General features: G+C 62.1%; 16 protein-coding genes. 2 read left to right on the plus strand and 14 right to left on the minus strand.

Annotated elements, in window-relative coordinates:
- Nucleotides 1-71: 71 nt before the first annotated feature.
- The 14 genes from ACQKP1_RS14820 to urtA form a co-directional block, all read right to left on the minus strand.
- Nucleotides 72-755 carry a TIGR02117 family protein gene (locus tag ACQKP1_RS14820; protein ID WP_427275842.1) on the minus strand — a complete coding sequence of 228 codons (684 nt, stop codon included), beginning with the start codon at nucleotides 753-755 and terminating at the stop codon, nucleotides 72-74.
- Entirely contained in the window at nucleotides 755-2,467 is a 1,713-nt protein-coding gene (ureC, locus tag ACQKP1_RS14825) for an urease subunit alpha (RefSeq protein WP_427275843.1), read from the minus strand. The genes ACQKP1_RS14820 and ureC overlap by 1 nt, the downstream gene beginning before the upstream one ends.
- A gap of 5 nt (nucleotides 2,468-2,472) precedes the next feature.
- The gene (locus ACQKP1_RS14830) at nucleotides 2,473-3,123 is read right to left on the minus strand and encodes a Urease operon accessory protein (protein WP_427275844.1); all 651 of its coding nucleotides are present in this window, start codon (nucleotides 3,121-3,123) and stop codon (nucleotides 2,473-2,475) included.
- A 12-nt stretch (nucleotides 3,124-3,135) separates the two neighbouring features.
- Nucleotides 3,136-3,564 carry a lysozyme inhibitor LprI family protein gene (locus tag ACQKP1_RS14835; protein WP_427275845.1) on the minus strand — a complete coding sequence of 143 codons (429 nt, stop codon included), beginning with the start codon at nucleotides 3,562-3,564 and terminating at the stop codon, nucleotides 3,136-3,138.
- Nucleotides 3,565-3,588: 24 nt separating this feature from the next.
- Nucleotides 3,589-3,894 carry an urease subunit beta gene (locus tag ACQKP1_RS14840; RefSeq protein ID WP_427275846.1) on the minus strand — a complete coding sequence of 102 codons (306 nt, stop codon included), beginning with the start codon at nucleotides 3,892-3,894 and terminating at the stop codon, nucleotides 3,589-3,591.
- 20 nt (nucleotides 3,895-3,914) lie between these two features.
- Nucleotides 3,915-4,169, minus strand: a complete 255-nt coding sequence (locus ACQKP1_RS14845) for a DUF1272 domain-containing protein (RefSeq protein ID WP_427275847.1) — start codon at nucleotides 4,167-4,169, stop codon at nucleotides 3,915-3,917.
- Nucleotides 4,170-4,180: 11 nt separating this feature from the next.
- Entirely contained in the window at nucleotides 4,181-4,483 is a 303-nt protein-coding gene (locus tag ACQKP1_RS14850) for an urease subunit gamma (protein ID WP_006725821.1), read from the minus strand.
- Nucleotides 4,484-4,505: 22 nt separating this feature from the next.
- On the minus strand, nucleotides 4,506-5,324 hold the full coding sequence (locus ACQKP1_RS14855; protein WP_427275848.1) for an urease accessory protein UreD: 819 nt from the start codon (nucleotides 5,322-5,324) through the stop codon (nucleotides 4,506-4,508).
- The gene (locus ACQKP1_RS14860; protein WP_427275849.1) at nucleotides 5,267-6,394 is read right to left on the minus strand and encodes an alpha/beta hydrolase family esterase; all 1,128 of its coding nucleotides are present in this window, start codon (nucleotides 6,392-6,394) and stop codon (nucleotides 5,267-5,269) included. Before ACQKP1_RS14860 ends, ACQKP1_RS14855 begins: the two co-directional genes overlap by 58 nt.
- Nucleotides 6,395-6,491: 97 nt before the next feature.
- A complete protein-coding gene (gene urtE / locus ACQKP1_RS14865) occupies nucleotides 6,492-7,187 on the minus strand; it encodes an urea ABC transporter ATP-binding subunit UrtE (RefSeq protein ID WP_153762647.1) in 696 nt (231 codons plus the stop codon).
- Between the two features lie 143 nt (nucleotides 7,188-7,330).
- Nucleotides 7,331-8,086 carry an urea ABC transporter ATP-binding protein UrtD gene (gene urtD, locus ACQKP1_RS14870; RefSeq protein ID WP_427275850.1) on the minus strand — a complete coding sequence of 252 codons (756 nt, stop codon included), beginning with the start codon at nucleotides 8,084-8,086 and terminating at the stop codon, nucleotides 7,331-7,333.
- 4 nt (nucleotides 8,087-8,090) lie between these two features.
- On the minus strand, nucleotides 8,091-9,260 hold the full coding sequence (gene urtC, locus ACQKP1_RS14875) for an urea ABC transporter permease subunit UrtC (RefSeq protein ID WP_427275851.1): 1,170 nt from the start codon (nucleotides 9,258-9,260) through the stop codon (nucleotides 8,091-8,093).
- Complete coding sequence (gene urtB, locus ACQKP1_RS14880) at nucleotides 9,257-10,861, minus strand: urea ABC transporter permease subunit UrtB (RefSeq protein ID WP_427275852.1); 1,605 nt, start codon at nucleotides 10,859-10,861, stop codon at nucleotides 9,257-9,259. Before urtB ends, urtC begins: the two co-directional genes overlap by 4 nt.
- 245 nt (nucleotides 10,862-11,106) lie before the next feature.
- On the minus strand, nucleotides 11,107-12,396 hold the full coding sequence (urtA, locus tag ACQKP1_RS14885; RefSeq protein WP_427275853.1) for an urea ABC transporter substrate-binding protein: 1,290 nt from the start codon (nucleotides 12,394-12,396) through the stop codon (nucleotides 11,107-11,109).
- A gap of 224 nt (nucleotides 12,397-12,620) precedes the next feature.
- Between urtA and ACQKP1_RS14890 the strand changes: the two genes are divergently transcribed.
- Nucleotides 12,621-13,202: a biliverdin-producing heme oxygenase gene (locus tag ACQKP1_RS14890; protein WP_427275854.1), complete on the plus strand. Its 582-nt coding sequence runs from the start codon at nucleotides 12,621-12,623 to the stop codon at nucleotides 13,200-13,202.
- A complete protein-coding gene (locus ACQKP1_RS14895) occupies nucleotides 13,165-15,720 on the plus strand; it encodes an HWE histidine kinase domain-containing protein (protein WP_427275855.1) in 2,556 nt (851 codons plus the stop codon). The genes ACQKP1_RS14890 and ACQKP1_RS14895 overlap by 38 nt, the downstream gene beginning before the upstream one ends.
- The last annotated feature ends 61 nt before the right edge of the window (nucleotides 15,721-15,781 follow it).

Here is a 15,781-nt window from a genome sequence, read left to right on the forward strand (position 1 = left end):
TGACTTCGGAAGCCCCTAAATTGGACGAGATTCTCGTCCGATAGCGCAAGCTCAGATGATGATGGCCACCCTCAGGCGCCGTGGTGAAGATCGATGGAAAGATCGAGCAATTGCGGCAAGGGCGTCCACCAGCCGGTACGCACCCCACCCGCACGCAACACCGCAGCCGTCCAGGTGTTGCAGCCGATAAGGGCGTTGAAGACACCTTTGGCCTCGAAGAATACATCGTCGGCACCATAGGCCGCACCGGGAATGGCAACCGGCAAACCGCCATCGCGGATGAAGCTCTCCCGGATCGCAGCAATCATCCGGCTGCGCGCTTCTGGCGTCACCATCAGCGGACGCACCGTGGGATGGGCAGGATCGATCGGACCGGCAACTGAGACATGCAGGACGGAGCGATCGATGGTCAGCGCCTTCAGGACCGGCAGCGGCCGGATATCGCCCCAGGTCGGTGTCTCCACATAGAAGGATCGCCCGCCCCAGCCGACAATCAGATACTCGACGCCGGGCATGTCGACCGGCAGGCCGGAGGGAACGAGATCGGCAAAGGCGGTCCGCACTTCGTTATCGACAGGCAGCGCGATATCCGTGTGGATCGGGTTGGCGAGCAGCAGGATTTGCGTCTCGCCCTGAACGGCGGCACCAGCAGGCGTGGTCAGAGGGCGGGGGACGACTGTACCCAAGGCCAGAGAGACCAGAAGGGCGACCAACAGGCCGCCCATCCATTTTAGCAACCGGAGAGCCGCAATCATCAGAACAGGAAATACCGCTGCGCCATCGGCAGCTTGGTCGCCGGCTCGCAGGTCAGCAACTCCCCATCAGCGCGCACTTCATAAGTCTCCGGATCCACTTCCACATGGGGCATCAAGTCGTTATGGATCATCGACTTCTTCGAGATACCACCACGGGTGTTCTTAACGGCGACCAGCTGTTTGGCGACACCGAGACGGTTGCCGAGGCCGGAATCAATCGCCGCCTGGCTGACGAAGGTGACGGAGGTGTTGGTGCGTGCCTTGCCATAGGCGCCGAACATCGGCCGGTAGTGCACCGGCTGCGGCGTCGGGATGGAGGCATTCGGATCGCCCATCGGGGCGGCCGCAATCATGCCCCCCATCAGGATCATGTCAGGCTTCACGCCGAAGAAGGCCGGGTTCCAGATGACGAGATCGGCACGCTTGCCGACTTCGACCGAGCCGATCTCGTGGCTGACCCCATGGGCGATCGCCGGATTGATCGTGTATTTCGCGATGTAGCGCTTGGCGCGCATGTTGTCGTTGTCGCCGGTTTCCGACGGCAACGCACCGCGCTGACGCTTCATCTTGTCGGCCGTCTGCCAGGTGCGGATGATCACTTCGCCGACGCGGCCCATGGCCTGGCTGTCCGACGAGATGATCGAGAAGGCGCCGATGTCGTGCAGGATGTCTTCGGCAGCGATCGTTTCCTTGCGGATACGGCTTTCGGCAAAGGCGATGTCTTCCGGGATCGACGACGACAGGTGATGGCAGACCATCAACATGTCCAGATGCTCGGCGATCGTATTGACCGTGTAGGGCCGCGTCGGATTGGTCGACGACGGGATGACATTCATCTGGCCGCAGATCTTGATGATATCAGGCGCATGGCCGCCGCCCGCCCCTTCCGTATGGAAGGCGTGGATCGTGCGGCCCCGGATGGCGTTGACAGTATCCTCGACAAAGCCGCTTTCGTTCAGCGTGTCCGTGTGGATCATCACCTGGACATCGTATTGGTCGGCGACCGAAAGGCAGCAATCGATGGCACCAGGCGTCGTGCCCCAGTCCTCATGCAGCTTGAGCGAGGTCGCACCTCCCAGAACCATTTCCTCGAGCGCGCCGGGAAGAGACGCATTACCCTTGCCGGCAAATGCAAGGTTCATCGGGAAGGCATCAGCGGCCTCGATCATCCGGGCGATATGCCAGGGGCCGGGCGTGCAGGTGGTGGCGAGCGTCCCATGCGCCGGCCCCGTTCCGCCGCCGAGCATGCAGGTGAGGCCGGACATCAGCGCCTCCTCGATCTGCTGCGGGCAGATGAAGTGGATATGCGCGTCCATGCCACCGGCCGTGACGATCTTGCCCTCGCCGGCAATCGCCTCCGTGCCCGGGCCGACGATGATGTTGACGCCAGGCTGCGTGTCCGGATTGCCGGCCTTGCCGATGGCGACGATGCGGCCGTCCTTCAAGCCGATATCGGCTTTCACGATGCCCCAGTGGTCAAGGATCAGCGCATTGGTGATGACGGTATCGACGGCCCCGTCCGCTCGCGTCACCTGGCTTTGGCCCATGCCGTCACGGATGACCTTGCCGCCGCCGAACTTCACCTCTTCGCCATAGGTGGTGAAATCCTTCTCCACCTCGATGAACAGCTCCGTATCTGCAAGACGCACCTTGTCGCCGGTGGTCGGACCGAACATCGAAGCATAGGCGGCGCGGGACATCTTGTAGGACATGGGTGTCAGGTTCCTTGGGAGAGGGAGGAAGCAAAGAGAGGTTGCAGCCGCATCACGCGACCGCTGGCGATGTAACGGTCCACCAGACGGCGCTCGGCCTCGAAGGGATGACCGTCCCAGCCGCTATGGCCGAAGCCGGCGAGAATGATCGTGTCCTCGGCATGCCGGGGATCGGTGAGCAGTGCCTGGATCACCACCATGCCGCTCGACGGCACGACATAGGGTTCGGCCTCGAGCGCCAGAAGCGCCTCATCCAAGGCCGTGTGCACGTCGCCATGGATGATCCTGTGCTGCTTGCCATTGGCCGTCGCAAATGTCGCGAAACCGTCGGTGTAGTCGTCGCAGAAATCGTCGAGCTCGGGATGGCTGATCGCCAGCTGCGGCTTGAGTTCGGCGAACTTGACGGGATCGCGTACGGACCAGATCTCGGCGGTCCGGTGCACCGCCTCGCTCTCGCGCCAGGCGGGATCGGCGAGCATTTGAGCCCCCGGTCGCCCGGTATTGCAGACGGCGATGATGTCGGTTTTGCGGCCGGCCGCGCCGAAATTCCGGCTGCTGTTGAAGCGGATCACCAGATCGGCCCCGTCGATCAGAGGCGCTGCCGCCGCATCAACAGGACCATTGCCGACAATCATGATCTGTCTCGCCTGAGCCATCGCGTCACACCCTCAAAAGAGCCCGACCAGCGATTTCAGCTCCTCGGTGCGGCGCCGCGTCAGCTCCGCAAGGCAGGATGAAATCACCAATGGCTGCATCGAACCACCTTCGACCGAGTAACCTTCGACATCGCAGGCCGCGTCGCGATAGGCGAGCCAGGCACGCTGCGAAGCCAGAAGCCGCTTGGCTGCTCCATTGCCGTCCGAGGGTGGCGTCGCCTTGTCCCATGCGAGCATGGCGGCGCGTGTCTCGGCCCATTGGGCATTCATTGCGGCATCGGCTTTTCGATAGTCCTCGGCCGCACACTGGTTCATGTCGGCCTGGGTCTGGGCATTGTTGCAATCGACGTCCCGCACGTCCTCACCCGAGGCCGGCGCGTCTTGCAGCAATACGCAACCGCACAGCATCAGGATCACGCCCCAGTTCATCGCACGCCCCATGACCAAGCCCCCGCCTCGCGCATCTCAGAGGCCGCCCATGACCTGCTGGCGGAAACCATAGACCTCGCGCTTGCCCGAGAGCGGGATCAGCGTCACCTGACGCGTCTGCCCCGGCTCGAAGCGTACCGCCGTTCCAGCTGGAATATCGAGCCGCATGCCGCGCGCCTTGTCACGCTCGAAGAGCAGTCCGGCATTGGTCTCGAAGAAGTGGTAGTGGCTGCCCACCTGGACGGGCCGATCGCCGCTGTTGGAGACTTCGATCGTCACGGTCGGATGGCCGGCATTCAGTTCGATTTCGCCAAGCGCGGCAATGATTTCACCGGGGATCATCGATCTCTCCTTGAGCAGGTTCAGGCAGCGCGCGAAGGCTGGCGGCCCTCGGCTTTCAGGACGCGTGTGGTGGACGCCGGATTGTTGGCGAGCTTGGCGGCAGGCCGGATCGGCCGACGCACCAGTTCTCCACCGCAATTCGGGCAGATGCCGGCAAGCGTAGTCGAGGCGCAGTCGGCGCAATAGGTGCATTCGAAGCTGCAGATCATCGCAAGGCTCTCCGGCGGCAGATCCTTGTCGCAGCATTCGCAGTTTGGTCGAAGCTCCAGCGCCATGATCTCAGTCCTCAACGAATGGGTTCGTGCACGGTGACAAGTTTCGTCCCATCGGGGAAGGTCGCCTCGATCTGCACGTCGTGGATCATCTCGGCAATGCCTTCCATCACCTGATCGCGGGTGATGACATGGGCGCCCGCCTCCATCAGATCCGCCACCGCTCGGCCGTCACGCGCACCTTCGACGACGAAGTCGGTGATCAGCGCGATCGCTTCCGGATAATTGAGCTTCACGCCCCGTTCCAGCCGACGACGGGCCACCATGGCGGCCATCGCGATCAGCAGTTTGTCCTTTTCCCGCGGCGTCAGATTCATGCGTGCTCCAATGGCGTGTTCGTCAGAGAGTCCAGACTTTTGGCACAGACGCGCCCCCGCGCAAGGCCGAAATGACCGGGATCAGGATTTTTCTCAAGGCAAACCCGTCGGGGGCGGCGATACGGGCAACAAGCTTGCCTTGCCAATGACTTACGCCGCCCATTTCTTCACCGATCTGCTCACGAATTGGGCGGATCAGCGCTTCGGCACGCGGGCTGATGAGGATGAGAGTCGCAAAGGCAACACGCCCGGCCAGCACCGCCGGCGACGCCACAAGGTTGGCGACATCGCCCTCCAGCTTCAGCTCTTCAGCATGCAACAATTGCCCTTCGCGGCGGAGCCGCCAACGGTCGCGCACAAGGCCCGTATTCATCGCCTCGCCCATAGCTTTGCGCCCGAGCAGGATGGCCTCGACAGCAAGGAACTCGGCGTCCACAGCGAGGTCGACCTCAAGCCGGCGCGTAAGGGATGCGTTGTCGAAGAGAATGCTTTCCTGTGGCAGCCAGTGCATGCGAGCGCCCTCGCCCACCTCGATCCGCGTGGTGATCTGGCCGGTACGGGCAGATGCCTTGTAGATCTTCTCGCAGGCCTGGGTCGTGGCAGTCAGAAAGCTTCCGGGGCCGGCACGAAAGCTCCAATCGAACTGGTCACCGCCGGTAATGCCGCCGGCGGTGTTGATTGTCACCGCCTCGAGTTCGTCGGTGAAGCTCTCAGGCAGGCGGATCTTGGCCGCCCCTTCCTGGTAAAGCTCGGCGATGCGCGTGCGCCCGCCGAGCGACTTGGTTACAAGTCTCCCGATACCGCGGGCGCGTTGCTGTCTGGTTTGCTGGATGGCGTGCACCGTGTCCCCTGCCCGCCATCGCTGACCGCGGCGGTTTTCTGTTTGTCGCTGCAGACAGCGTCGACCGCGACCGTCGCGATCATCTCGCCGCCCGAAGCCTTGAAGAACTCCCACATTCTGTCGGTGGCATCAACCTCGCGGATCGCCTTGTCGCCGTTGGAGGCAAGGCGGAACCGGACGGTGCGGGCCGGCCAGGCGTGATCGGCGCTGGCAATCACATAGGAGACGACGCTGTTGCCAGCACGGCAGCCGGCATAGGTGGAAACGTCGGCATTCTCGCCGGCCTCGAGAGAGGCCCGCGTCTCGCAGCCGTTGAGTTCGGCCCAGCGGTTGAGCGCCACTTCACCGCCATAGCGCCAATAGGCCCGGCCACCGCCCTCGAACGGATTGACGTGATCCTTCTTGCCCGAAAAGGCGATGATCGAGACCGGGCGGCTTGGCTGGCAGCTATCGCGGCGTGGCTGCCAGACACCATTTTCCTCGACGGGTGTGCCGGCGCGCAGGCCCATGACGAAGCCGGCGGCAGCGAAGTCGCCATAGCCATTGCAGATATATTGCGACAACATGCGCCCGCCGCCGGAATAGCCGGAGGCGTAGACCTTGCTCGCGTCGATGCAGAGCGTCTCCTTGGCGCGCTTGAGAAGTTCGCGGATTGCCTGCGACTCATCCGCCCCCTGGGCTTGTGTGACACCCGGCACGTTCCAAGCATAGGTATTCGGCATCTCGCCCTTGAGGCTGCCGGCCAACGCCATCACGACGAAGCCCTCGCGCTCGGCGACCTCGTTCCAGTGGCTGCGGCCAAGCTGGACCTTGGGATTGCTATTGGAGCCGTGGAAGTCGAGGACCAGCGGAACCTTCTTCTTGCCCGAATAGTTTGAGGGGATGACATAGATCGCCTCGCGTTCCACGCCTCCGGCCTGGAAGGTCAGGCTGTACTGACCGGCCTGGACGGGTTCGCCGCACCCTGCCGCATGGGCGGCAGTGCTGGACAGACCGAAGAGAAAGAGCCCCGCGACCACGCGCGAAATACCGCGTGCCCGCACGAGTGGGAAAACCGTGCTGGTTGTCATGGATGTGCCTTCTGTTTGCAGGTGCGCGTTCAATATCACGCGTGGCCCCAGCATCAACCCGACTTCGCTAATAAATCATCAACCCTGTCATGCAAAATCACACGGTCAGGTGGCGCCGCGCCTCCGGGGTATCCAGTGTTTCCGCCGCCCCCTGATGCACGATCTCCCCACGATCCATGATGTAAACGTGATCGGCAAGCTCCCGGCAGAAATCCAGATATTGCTCGACCAACAGGATCGCCATGCCGGTCGTGTCGCGAAGATAGCGGATCGCCCGGCCAATGTCCTTGATGATCGACGGCTGAATGCCTTCGGTCGGTTCGTCCAGCACCAGGATCTTCGGCCGCGTCACCATGGCCCGCCCGATTGCGAGCTGCTGTTGCTGGCCACCGGACAAGTCACCGCCGCGCCGCGACAGCATCGTATCCAGCACCGGGAAGAGCGCGAAGATATCATCCGGAATGAAGCGGTCCTTACGCTCCAGCGGCGCATAACCGGTTTCGAGATTCTCCTTCACCGTGAGGAGCGGAAAGATCTCTCGACCCTGCGGCACGTAACCCACGCCTGTCCGCGCCCGGTTGAACGGCGCCATGCCGTTGAGCTTCTGGCCGTTGAAGGTGATCGTTCCGGCCGACACCGCGTGCTGGCCGGTGATGGCGCGGAGCAGCGATGACTTGCCGACCCCGTTGCGACCGAGCACGCAGGTGATCTTGCCCATCTCGGCATTGATGGAAACGCCGCGCAGCGCCTGGGCTGCACCGTAATGGAGATTGACATTTTCGACTGTCAGCATGGGTTTGTTCCCGTTGTCTTGTTCCCACCTCCCCCTTGAGGGGGGAGGCCGCAGCGAAGCTGCGGGTGGGGGTGATCCTTGTGCGACCGGTCACCCCACCCCGGCGCCTTGCCCCGACCCCCCCTCAAGGGGAGGGTGAGCCATCACCGCCCCAGATAGTTCTCGATGACCTTCTGGTCGTTCGAGACGGAATCGATCGACCCCTCGGCCAGCACGGACCCTTCCGCCAGGCAGGTGACCTTGACGCCGAGATCGCGGATGAAGCCCATGTCGTGTTCGACGACGACGACCGAACGGGTCTTGGCGATTTCCTTCAAGAGAATGGCCGTCTCCGCCGTCTCCGCGTCGGTCATGCCGGCAACCGGCTCGTCGACCAGCAAAAGCTTCGGCTCCTGGGCAAGCAGCATGCCGATCTCCAGCCACTGCTTCTGGCCGTGCGAGAGATTGGCGGCCAGCTCGTCCTTGCGATGCGTGAGCCGCACCGTCTCCAGGATCTCCTCGATGCGCGCCTTGTCTTCGGACGTCAGCCTGTAGAACAGCGTGGCAAAGACGCCGCGCTTGCGGTTGAGCGCGAGTTCCAGATTGTCCCAGACGGTATGGCTTTCGAACACCGTCGGCTTCTGGAACTTGCGGCCGATCCCGAGCTGGGCGATCTCGGCCTCGTCCTTCTTGGTTAAATCGATCTTGCCGCCGTCGAAGAAGACCTCGCCCTCGTCCGGCCGGGTCTTGCCGGTGATGATATCCATCATCGTTGTCTTGCCGGCGCCGTTGGGGCCGATGATGGCGCGGAGTTCACCGGGCTCGACGATGAAGGAGAGCGAGTTCAGCGCCTTGAAGCCATCGAAGGAGACGGAAACGCCGTCAAGATAGAGCAAGCTGGACGTGGTCTTTTCGCTCATGGTCTCACTCCGCAGCCACGGGGGCCGATTGGGGTTTCACGTCGCTATTGGCAGCGTCCTTGTCGGCCTCGCGGGCATAGTCCTTGCGTTTCGCGAGAGTGGCCTGGACCGTGCCGACGATGCCCTTGGGCAGGAACAGCGTGACGAAGATAAAGAGGCCGCCGAGCGCAAAGAGCCAGAGGTCTGGGAAAGCGCCGGTGAAGTAGCTCTTGCCGACATTGACAAGGATCGCGCCGATGATCGGCCCGATCAGCGTGCCGCGCCCGCCGACCGCGGTCCACACGACCACCTCGATGGAGTTGGCCGGGGCAAACTCGCCGGGATTAATGATGCCGACCTGCGGCACGAAGAGCGCGCCGGCAATGCCCGCCATCATCGCCGAGACGACGAAGGTGAAGAGCTTGATGTTCTCGACGCGGTAGCCGAGGAAACGCACACGGCTTTCCGCATCGCGCACACCGACCAGCACCTTGCCGAATTTCGAGCGGGTGATGCCGGACGCAATGACCAGGCAGAGTGCGAGGAAAATGGCCGAGAGCGCAAAGAGCACGGCGCGCGTGCCGGAGGCCTGGACTGAGAAGCCGAGGATCTCCTTGTAGTCGGTGAGGCCGTTATTGCCGCCGAAGCCCATATCGTTGCGGAAGAAGGCGAGCATCAGCGCATAGGTCATCGCCTGGGTGATGATCGACAGATAGACGCCGTTGACGCGGGAGCGGAAGGCGAACCAGCCGAAGATGAAGGCGAGCAGGCCGGGCACGATCAACACCATCGCCATGGCGACGGGGAACATGTCCATGCCGTACCAGAACCACGGCAGTTCCTTCCAGTTCAGGAAGACCATGAAGTCTGGCAGGATGGGATCGCCATAGACGCCGCGAGAGCCGATCTGGCGCATCATATACATGCCCATCGCGTAGCCACCGAGCGCGAAGAAGGCCCCGTGGCCGAGCGAAAGGATGCCGCAATAGCCCCAGACAAGATCGAGGGCCAGCGCCAGCAGTGCATAGCAGAGATACTTGCCGAGCAGCGACATGATGTAGGTCGGCACATGTAAAGGGCTGTCCGGCGGCATCAGGAGATTGAGCGCCGGAATGAGTAGTGCGAAGGCGACGAGGATGCCGGCGGCAATCAGGATCTTGCCTTCGAGTGCACGTAAGATGAAGCCGGTAATCATGCTTCCACCGCCCTTCCCTTGAGCGCGAAGAGGCCGCGCGGTCGTTTCTGAATGAAGAGAATGATCAGCACGAGCACGAGGATCTTGCCGAGCACAGCCCCCACTGACGGTTCAAGGAACTTGTTGAGGATGCCGAGTGACAAGGCGCCGACCAGCGTGCCCCAGAGATTGCCGACACCGCCGAAGACCACGACCATGAAGCTGTCGATGATATAGGCCTGGCCGAGGTTCGGAGAGACATTGTCGATCTGGGAAAGCGCCACCCCGGCGATACCGGCAATGCCCGAACCGAGCGCAAAGGTGAAGGCATCGACCCAAGGCGTGCGAATGCCCATGGAAGACGCCATGCGGCGGTTCTGGGTCACGGCACGCATCTGCAGGCCGAAGGCGGACTTCTTCATCAGCGCGAGCAGAGCAAAGAAGATGGTGAGGGAGAAGAGTACGATCCAGAGGCGGTTCCAGGTGATCGTCATGCCACCGAGCGCAAAGGAACCGGACATCCAGGAGGGGTTGCCCACTTCCTGGTTGGTCGGGCCGAAGATCGTGCGCACGGTCTGCTGCAGGATCAGCGAGATGCCCCAGGTGGCCAGCAGGGTTTCGAGCGGCCGGCCATAGAGGAAACGAATGACACCGCGCTCGATGACGAGGCCAATCACAGCCGTCATCAGGAAGGCGACGGGAAGCGCAATCGCCAGCGACCAGTCGAACAGCCCGGGATAGCTGGTGCGGATGACCTGCTGCACCACGAAGGTGGAATAGGCGCCGATCATCACCATCTCGCCATGCGCCATGTTGATGATGCCCATGACGCCGAAGGTGATGGCAAGGCCGATGGCCGCCAGCAGCAGCACCGATCCAAGCGAAATGCCATACCAGACATTCTCCGCCGCATCCCAAAGGAGAAGCTTGCTTTCGAGCCCGGATATGGCGGCATCGAGGTCGGGCCTCAGGCTTTCGTCGATGGTGGAGGAGACGGACATCAGGATGCCGATCGCCCCGCGGCCGCCGAGGGACGCCACGGTTTCGATTGCGGCACGCTTTTCCTCAACCGAGCGGTCGGAGGCGAGCACCGAGACAGCACGCGCCTCTTCCATGCGGGCCTTCACCTCCCCGTCTTCTTCCTGCGCCAGAGCTGCCTCTACGAGATCAAGGTTTTCGGCACCGGGCGACTGGAGGACGGCCTGGGCCGCGGCAAGCCGAACCCTGCGGTCGGGGCTGAGCAGGGTCAGGCCGCCGAGCGCCGAACGGATGGCGCGTCGGAGACTGTTGTTGACCTTGACCTTGGTGAAGGCACCTTTCGGCTCTTCGGCGACGGTCTCGCCCGTCAGCGGATCGATGGCCGCAAGATTGCTGCCGGCCGCCTTGGTGATGAAGACCTGATTGTCCGACTTGCGGACATAAAGATCGCCCTCTGCGAAAGCCTCGAGTGCCGGCACGACCCGGGGATCGGCGGTGGCCGCGATCTGCCCGAGCAGCTCTTCGGCCTGCTTGAAATTGGCTTTTCCGAGCGCGTTGATGAGATCTCTGGGATCGCTCTGCGCAAAGCAGGGCGCGGCGAAGGAGAGGAGGAGAAAGGCGAGTGTGATGAAACGGATAAGCATTCTGTTGTCCCCCGGTTGGCGGGGCGGCGGAGCTCGGAAAGCCCCTCATCCGCCTGCCGGCACCTTCGCCCCGTAAACGGGAAGAAGGGGTAGTTCCGCTAACTGCGGTTCACGAACACCCTCCCCTTGAGGGGGAGGGTCGAACCGAAGGTTCGGGGTGGGGTGACGCTGTGCACGAAATCACCCCCCACCCATCGCTGCGCGATGACCTCCCCCCTCAAGGGGGAGGTTTGAGAAGGCTGTTATCAGCTGCCCTTGCCGCCGCACTTGCCGGTGGCAACGTTGAAGTTGCCGCATTCCATCGGCTTGCGCCAATCGGCGATCAGATCCTTGGAATCAGGCAGGTAATCGGACCACTCGTCACCGACGACGGCAGGCGTTTCCTGGACGACTTCGAACTGGCCGTCGGCCTGGATCTCGCCGATCAGCACCGGCTTGGTGATGTGGTGGTTCGGCATGACGGTCGAGTAGCCGCCGGTCAGGTTCGGAACGGCGACACCGATGATGCTATCGAGAACGGCATCGGTCTCGGTCGTGCCGGCAGCTTCGACGGCCTTAACCCAGGCGTTGAAGCCGATATAGGCAGCTTCCATCGGGTCGTTGGTCACGCGCTTTTCGTTGCCGGTAAAGGCATGCCATGTCTTGATGAACTCGGCATTGGCCGGGGTGTCGACGGACTGGAAGTAGTTCCAGGCGGCGAGGTGGCCGACGAGCGGTGCGGTATCGAGACCGGCGAGTTCTTCTTCACCGACCGAGAAAGCGACGACCGGGATGTCTTCGGCCTTGATGCCCTGGTTGCCCAGCTCCTTGTAGAACGGAACGTTGGCGTCACCGTTGATGGTCGAAACGACGGCGGTCTTCTTGCCGGCCGAACCGAACTTCTTGATGTCGGAAACGATGGTCTGCCAGTCGGAATGACCGAACGGCGTGTAGTTAATCATGATGTCTTCTTCGGCAACGCCCTTTGACATCAGATAGGCTTTGAGGATCTTGTTGGTCGTCTGCGGATAGACGTAGTCGGTGCCGGCGAGAACCCAACGCTCGACGCCTTCGCTTTCAGCGAGATAATCGACGGCCGGGATGGCCTGCTGGTTCGGAGCAGCACCTGTGTAGAAGATGTTGCGCGAGGATTCTTCACCCTCGTACTGAACCGGGTAGAAGAGGATCGAGTTCAGCTCCTCGAAGACCGGCAGGACCGACTTGCGCGAAGACGAGGTCCAGCAACCGAAGACGGCCGCGACCTTGTCCTTTTCGATCAGCTCGCGGGCCTTTTCGGCAAACAGCGGCCAGTCGGAAGCCGGATCGACCACAACGGCTTCGAGTTTTTTGCCGAGAACGCCACCCTTCTTGTTCTGCTCTTCGACGAGCATCAGCATGGCGTCTTTCAACGTCGTTTCCGAAATCGCCATCGTACCGGACAGCGAGTGCAGGACGCCGATCTTGATCGTGTCTTCCTGCGCGAATGCACCGTTGAAAGCCGTCGTCGACAGCATGGCACCCAGCAGGGCGCCGGTCAGTTTCATCTTCACAGTCATTGTCGTGATCCCCTCTTCTTGTCCGCAACCGGTCGGTTAAGGAAAGTTAACCGTTGCTGAAGGGAACTATCGGATGCCGCAGTGCAAAACCGTATACGTCGTTTAACGTAGGTCGGGGGGCAAAAGAGGGAGCCTCTGCGCAGGCCGATCCCCGCCTTAGAAGTTCAGGGTTGTACAGATCAAAAGACCACCGATATAGAAGGGCGTGTCTAGAAAGGATTGCAATGGATTTTCCGCCCCGTCGAACTGCTCTCAAAGAGGCGACTGCCGACGCTCATGCGGCGCTCGATAGCCTCGTCGGCAGTTTCCGGACCCTCGATGACTACAAATGTTATCTGGCCGGTATCGCAGCCTTCCGCATGCCAGTCGAAGCCTGGCTCTCTGAGGCAGAACTGCCTCTGGACCTGAAGGGCTACGAGCTCCACCGGGTCCATGCCGAGCTGGAGGCCGATCTGTCTGACTTGAACACCCGCCCGCCGACCGACCAGCCGGCGTTTACGCCCCCGGAGGGCAATGGCATCGTCGGACTGCTCTATGTCCTGGAAGGGTCGGCGCTCGGCGCTCGCCTTCTCGCCAAGCGCGCGGAAGCGCTCGGTCTGTCGGCCGATTTCGGCGCACGACATCTTTTTTCACAAGCACGGAACTTTTCAAGCTGGCGTGCGTTGACTGAGCATATGGAGAACGTGCGTGTATACGACAACCGAGCCGCAGCTAGGTGGGCAAACACCGCTTTCGACTATGCCCGTAGTGCCTTCGAAAGCGCCCTGAATGCAGAACGTTCCGTCCGTAGACCTCACCAATTGTGATCGCGAACCCATCCACATCCCCGGCTCGATCCAGCCACATGGATGTCTTCTCGCCTGTGACCCCGAGATAACGTCGATCCGGCTTTATTCGGCGAATGCCCCGCAGATGCTGGGCGCCAAGGGCCCCATGGAAGGGCTCTGGATCGCCGATCTACTCGGCGAGGACGTGATCCATGACATCCGCAACGCTGTGGCTGCCGCACCCGAAGCGAGTCGCCCGGCGGTGATCGCCCATTTGCGCCTGCCGACCGGGCAACATTTCGATGTCGCGGTCCATCGCCAGAAGCAGGGGGCGATCCTCGAATTCGAGCCATCGTTCCGACGCACCCAGCCGCTGCAGCTCGCCCGCGAGATGATCGGCCGGGTGAAGGATATCAACGACATCGATCTGCTCATTTCCGCGTCCGCCAAGCTGGTTCGCACTGTGCTCGGCTACGACCGCGTCATGGTCTACCGCTTCGAGGAGGACGGGTCGGGCAAGGTCGCGAGTGAGGCGAAGCGGCACGATCTGGAAAGTTTTCTCGGCCAGTATTTTCCGGCGACCGATATCCCGCGCCAGGCGCGCATTCTCTACATGCAGAACCCGATACGCGTCATTTCGGATGCACGAGGTCTGCGCGTCGATCTGCTGCCGCAGGCGGAAGAGCGGGCTGCTCCGCTAGACCTCTCCTTCGCCCACCTGCGCAGCGTCTCGCCGATCCACTGCGAATACCTGCGCAACATGGGCGTTTCGGCCTCCATGTCGATCTCGATCATCGTGGATGGCAAACTATGGGGCCTGATCGCCTGCCATCACTACGCGCCAAAGACCCTGACGATGTCCGAGCGCATCGCGGCTGAGATGTTCGGCGAGTTTTTCTCGCTCCATCTTCTTGCGCTCAAGCAGAAACGCAAGCTGGATATCTCCAACGATGCGCGCCGCTCGCTGGATCGTTTTCTCCAGGCAGCTTCGCACCGCTCCGATCTCGACGACATCCTGACCGCCGCCCTTCCCGAATTTCAGACGCTGTTTGCCTGCGACGGCGTCGGCCTCTTGATGAACGGCCGCTGGACGGCCATTGGCAGCACGCCACCGCCAGGGACGGAGGGAGACTTCGCCCGTTTCATCACCGAGGTAGCGGATGGACGGATCTGGTCGACGAAGACACTGTCCGAGGTTTATCCGCCAGCCGCCGCCTACTTCGAGAACGTCTCTGGCGTCATGGCAGTCCCCCTCTCGCATTTGCCGCGCGACTACATCTTCTTCTTCCGCAAGGAACGCCTGCAGACGCTGAATTGGGCTGGCAATCCGGAAAAGACCTATGAAACAGGTCCGCTCGGCGATCGCTTGACCCCGCGCAAGAGCTTTGCCCTGTGGAAGGAAACCGTTCAGCGCCAGGCGACGCCTTGGCGCGACAGCGATTTCGAGATTGCGGAAGCGATCCGCTCCGCCACCGTCGAAATTGTCCTGCGTCACAACGAGCTGATGGAAGAGGAACGCAGCAAGTCCGACGTCCGCCAGCGCATGCTGAACGAGGAGCTGAACCATCGGGTGAAGAACATCCTGGCGGTGATCAAGTCGCTGGTGGCCACACCTTCGCAGGATGAAGTGCCGATCCAGGACTATATCGGTTCGCTGCGCGGCCGTATCCACGCCCTCTCCCATGCCCATGACCAGCTGACCCGCGGCGGCGGCGGCGGCACGCTCAACGACCTCCTGCAGGCAGAGCTCCTGCCCTATCGCGCCGGTCACAGCCTGATCGAGATCAAGGGCCCCTCTGTCACGCTCGACGCCCGTGCCCATGCCGTCGCAGCCCTTGTGATCCATGAGATGTGCACAAATGCTGCGAAGTACGGCGCGCTGTCGCGCGACGGCGGCTCGCTCGCCATTTTCTGGGAGAAAACCAGCGATGGCGACTGCCGTCTCCATTGGCGCGAAAGTGGCGGACCGACCATTGGTCCCATCGGCCGAAAAGGCTTCGGTTCGGCCCTCATCGAGCGCAGCATCCCCTATGACCTCGGCGGCACGAGCCGTGTCGATTATCATCCCGCGGGGCTGGATGCCGAGTTCCGGCTGCCGGGCCGCTTTCTGAACTGGGAAGCTGAAACCGTGAGCGAAGAACCCAATCCGCATGCCGAAGCCGAAGTGGCTGATCACCCGACGAGCATCGCTGGAATACCGGTCCTCTTGGTTGAGGACCAGGTGCTGATCGCCATGGACGCGGAAATGATGCTCGCCGATGCCGGCATCGACAATATCGTGACCGCGAGCTCGAGCAGCGACGCGCTGAACCGGCTCAGGAGTTTCGCACCGGCGATCGCGATCCTCGACATCAATCTCGGCAGCGACACATCGGTGCCCGTTGCCCAGGAACTCATGCGTCGCGGCATTCCCTTTGTCTTCGCCACGGGTTACGACGATCGCTCTTCGGTTCCGGAGGAATTGTTGTCCGTACCGGTCGTGCGCAAGCCCTACGATGCCAATGCGCTTGTCAGGGCCCTCTCCGATCGGCTGGCCGTCCAGGTTCCGGCGGAATGATCCAATCAACCTGCCGCAACCCCTGCGTTGCTAGGGTTGCTCAGCCGTCTCGAAGTCAATA

Source organism: Allorhizobium sp. NPDC080224, from assembly GCF_050281005.1.
GTDB lineage: Bacteria > Pseudomonadota > Alphaproteobacteria > Rhizobiales > Rhizobiaceae > Allorhizobium.